General features: G+C 75.4%; 3 protein-coding genes. 1 reads left to right on the top strand and 2 read right to left on the bottom strand.

Features of this window, described 5'->3' with window-relative positions; genetic code table 11:
* Positions 1-842: type IV secretory system conjugative DNA transfer family protein (locus tag HCN56_RS24665; protein ID WP_512700877.1), on the top strand; the 842-nt coding region annotated here is incomplete at its 5' end.
* Between the two features lie 107 nt (positions 843-949).
* Here the strand turns inward: HCN56_RS24665 and HCN56_RS24660 are convergent.
* Entirely contained in the window at positions 950-1,663 is a 714-nt protein-coding gene (locus HCN56_RS24660) for a cupin domain-containing protein (RefSeq protein ID WP_167974737.1), read from the bottom strand.
* Between the two features lie 308 nt (positions 1,664-1,971).
* Entirely contained in the window at positions 1,972-2,526 is a 555-nt protein-coding gene (locus tag HCN56_RS24655) for a GNAT family N-acetyltransferase (RefSeq protein ID WP_167974735.1), read from the bottom strand.
* Positions 2,527-3,301 lie beyond the last annotated feature (775 nt).

The raw sequence follows: 3,301 nt of genomic DNA, 5'->3' as shown, positions 1-3,301 counted from the left end.
CGCCCCGCGCAGGACTGAACGGGTCCGGTGGGAGGGACGCCCGACCCGGAACAGCCCCGGCCCGCCGGGGACGGGCGGCCGCCCCGCCGCTGCACCGGCCCGGACGGTCAGGCACCGGCACGCCCGGACCACGGGGCGGCACCGACCGAGCGGGCCAGGGGACGGCCGGATCGGACGCGGTACTCGCCGCCGGCGGTGCCGCCGTCGTCACCGACCCCGACGGCCACCTGTACCGCGCCACCGCGGCCCGCCGGGCCGACCAAGGACCGGTGCACCTGTACGACCCCGAACAGCTCACCGACACCCCGGTCCGGCTGCGGTGGGCCCCGCACCACGGCTGTGCCGACCCCGCGGTCGCCCGCGCCCGCGCCGCCGCCCTGCTGGCGCCCGTGCGGCCCTCCGCACCCGTCTTCCAACTCGACGCGGAGACCGCGGAGACCGTCCTCCGCTGCTACCTGCACGCCGCCGCTCTGACCGGTGAGCCGTTCACCACCGTCCACCGCTGGGCGCAGAACAACGCCACCGACCCCGCCCGCACCCTGCGGTCCCATCCCCGCGTCGCGCCGGGCGCCTCCATGGAACTGGAGGCGGCACTGACCTCCCACCCCGAACGCCGGGACGCCGCGCTCGCGCTGATCAACCGCTCGCTGGCCGGGCTGGAGGACCCCGCCGTCCGCCGCGCGTGCACACCGGGCAAGGCGGACGCGGCGGCCCTCGCCGAACTGCTGGAGAGCGGCGGGACGCTCTACGTCGTCGGTCGCGACGCGGCGACGCTGCCGCTGCGCACCGCGCTGCTGCGCGCCGTCACCCCGCCGTTGGCGCGCGTCGCCACCGGCCCGTAGAACGCCCGCGGCGCCTGACCGTCCGGGCCGGTGCAGCGGCGGGGCGGCCGCCCGTCCCCGGCGGGCCGGGGCTGTTCCGGGTCGGGCGTCCCTCCCACCGGACCCGTTCAGTCCTGCGCGGGGCGGGCACGGACGTGCATGCGCTCGCCCTGGCGGCCGAAGAGGCCCAGCAGTTCGACGGGCCGGTCGTCGGCGCTGCCGAACCAGTGCGGCAGGCGCGTGTCGAACTCGGCCACCTCACCCGCGACGAGGAACAGTTCCCTGTCTCCCAGCAGCAGGCGGAGGCGGCCGGCGAGGACGTAGATCCAGTCGTAGCCCTCGTGGGTCCGCTGCTCGGGATGCTCCTCCCGTCCGGGGGCGATGATCATCTTGTACGCCTGTGGCGCCCCGGGCTGACGCGTCAACGGCATGAAGGTGTGCGGACCCATGGTGCGAGGGCGCAGCCTCACCCGCGGATCCCCGGTCTCCGGCGCGTCGACCAACTCGTCCAGCGCGACGCGATGCGCCCGCGCGATCGGCAGCAGCAGCTCCAGCGTGGCCCGGCGGCCGCCCGACTCCAGCCGGGACAGCGTGCTGACGGAGATCCCGGTCGTCTCCGACAGTGCGGCGAGCGTGACGTCACGCTCCTCGCGCAGCTGCCGCAGGCGCGGACCGACGCCCGCCAGGACCCGGCCGATCTCGTCGTCGTCCCGGGCGCGTCCGCCCCGAGCACCGGCGCCGGCCGCTGTCCCCGGGCCCTGCGTGTTCTCCGGGGTCCCGGCCGTCTCGGGCGCGGCGCCATCGGTCGGGGTGCCGTCATCCGGGCGTGCAGAAGTGTCCATGCACCCATGCCACCCCCACTCGCCGACAACGGCAAGCCTTGTTGCCGTTCCCGCTCGATAACCGATCCGGGGACGGCGATCGTCGCCCATCACTACCACCACCGGCCGGCCTGCTGCCTCGGGCAGCCCCGGCAACCCGCCCCTCACGACGCCGCTGCGCCCACCACACCGCACCACACCGCGCCCACCACACCGCGCCCACCACACCGCACCTGAAGCCTGCCACGGGCCACCGACAGTCAGCCGGCGCCGCCGGTTCGGGTCGCGTCGGACCGCGTCGGTGCCCCCTTCGCGGCAGCGAGGCGGTCTCACGCAGGGCGAGTGCTCCGGCGGGGAGCGGCCCCCTGCTCCGCCACCGCGGCACGGTCGGCCGACGCCTCGGCGAGCGTCATCTCGATCGTCCGGCGCTCCGGGCACCGGGGATCGGGGATCAACCTGCCCGTGGGCCGGAAACCCAGCCGACGGTAGAACCGGGCGGCACGCTCGTTGTCCTCGTGCACGTCGAGCCGGACCTCCCGCGTGCCGGCCCAGGCGATCGCCGCGCCCAGCAACTCGGTGGCGAGGCCGGTGCCGCGCTGCTCGGGCCGGAGGAACACGCCGACCACGTGAATGTGACCGCCCTCGGTCAGCAGTGCGGTGGCCATGCCCACCCAGGTGCCGTCGGAGGCGCGCTCGGCGACGAACGTGGTGCGCAGCAGATGCGAGACCGCCCGCTGCCGCCAACCGTCGGGAGAGCGGTCGAGCGCTTCCTGGATCGGTTCGAAGAAGGAGACGGGAGCCGCGGGGTCGCGCAGCGCACGGAGCCGCAACTCCCGGTAGCGCTGCCAGTCATCGCCTCGCGTCACTCGCAGCTCGTACTCCATACGGCTGATGCTGTCAGGAGGCCGGTCGGCCCGCAACGGCGACGCGCGCCGCCCTCGGGCTCGCCCGAGCGTCGAGCGGAGCGCCGCTGTCCACGCTTCCCACGCCATCTCACCCGCGAGGGTGAGGAAGTTGTCCACAACCGCTGAGTTGTCCACAGCTTTCGCGCTGCCCGCGCCGAATCCCCGCGGGATGCGTTCTCATGGAGCCACCGCCGCGGTCCCGGCGGGGGCGGTGCGGTGATGGTGCGGGGCGGGGTGGTGCGGCATGGTGGCGGTGACATCGGCGGCGGACGGCGGTGGACGATCGACGCGCGGTGGCGTCGGTCCGGGCGGGGCCGACTCGGCGCAGGGAGGCCGGAGATGGCCGGCGGTGGCAGTGGCGAAACAGCGGGGTGGCCGCCGCGGAGGACGGCGGACACGAGTCGGCCGGCGACGTCGGCGCGGCTGTGAACCGATCCCGACGGGGGCGGCGGCCGACCTGTCGGGTTCCATGATCCACAGGGGGCGTGGCACTGGGTGCCGGGATTGCGGGAGTTTGGGGGCGTGAGTGGCTGTGTTATCCACAGGGCGTGTGCATGGCCTGTGGGTAACTCCAGCTAGCACGGGCTGAGTTGGCAGGCGGTGGCACGGGGCGTGGCAAGCCGCGTTCCTGCCCTGGGTGGACCTGGCGGTCACCGCCCACGCTGCGGGGCGGCAGCGCCGGCGCCTGCCGGTCGGGCAGGGCGCGGACACGGCACGGGGAGGTGGGGACGGCGGGGAGGGGGAGGGGGAGGGG

It is taken from the genome of Streptomyces lonarensis (assembly GCF_012033735.1).
Classification (GTDB): domain Bacteria; phylum Actinomycetota; class Actinomycetes; order Streptomycetales; family Streptomycetaceae; genus Streptomyces; species Streptomyces lonarensis.
This window is presented reverse-complemented; position numbering and strand designations above follow the sequence as displayed.

What these genes read in the sequence shown, in the direction of transcription:
- HCN56_RS24655 (WP_167974735.1), bottom strand. Translation starts at nt 2,526, where the DNA reads ATGGAGTACGAGCTGCGAGTGACGCGAGGCGATGACTGGCAGCGCTAC.
- HCN56_RS24660 (WP_167974737.1), bottom strand. Translation starts at nt 1,663, where the DNA reads ATGGACACTTCTGCACGCCCGGATGACGGCACCCCGACCGATGGCGCC.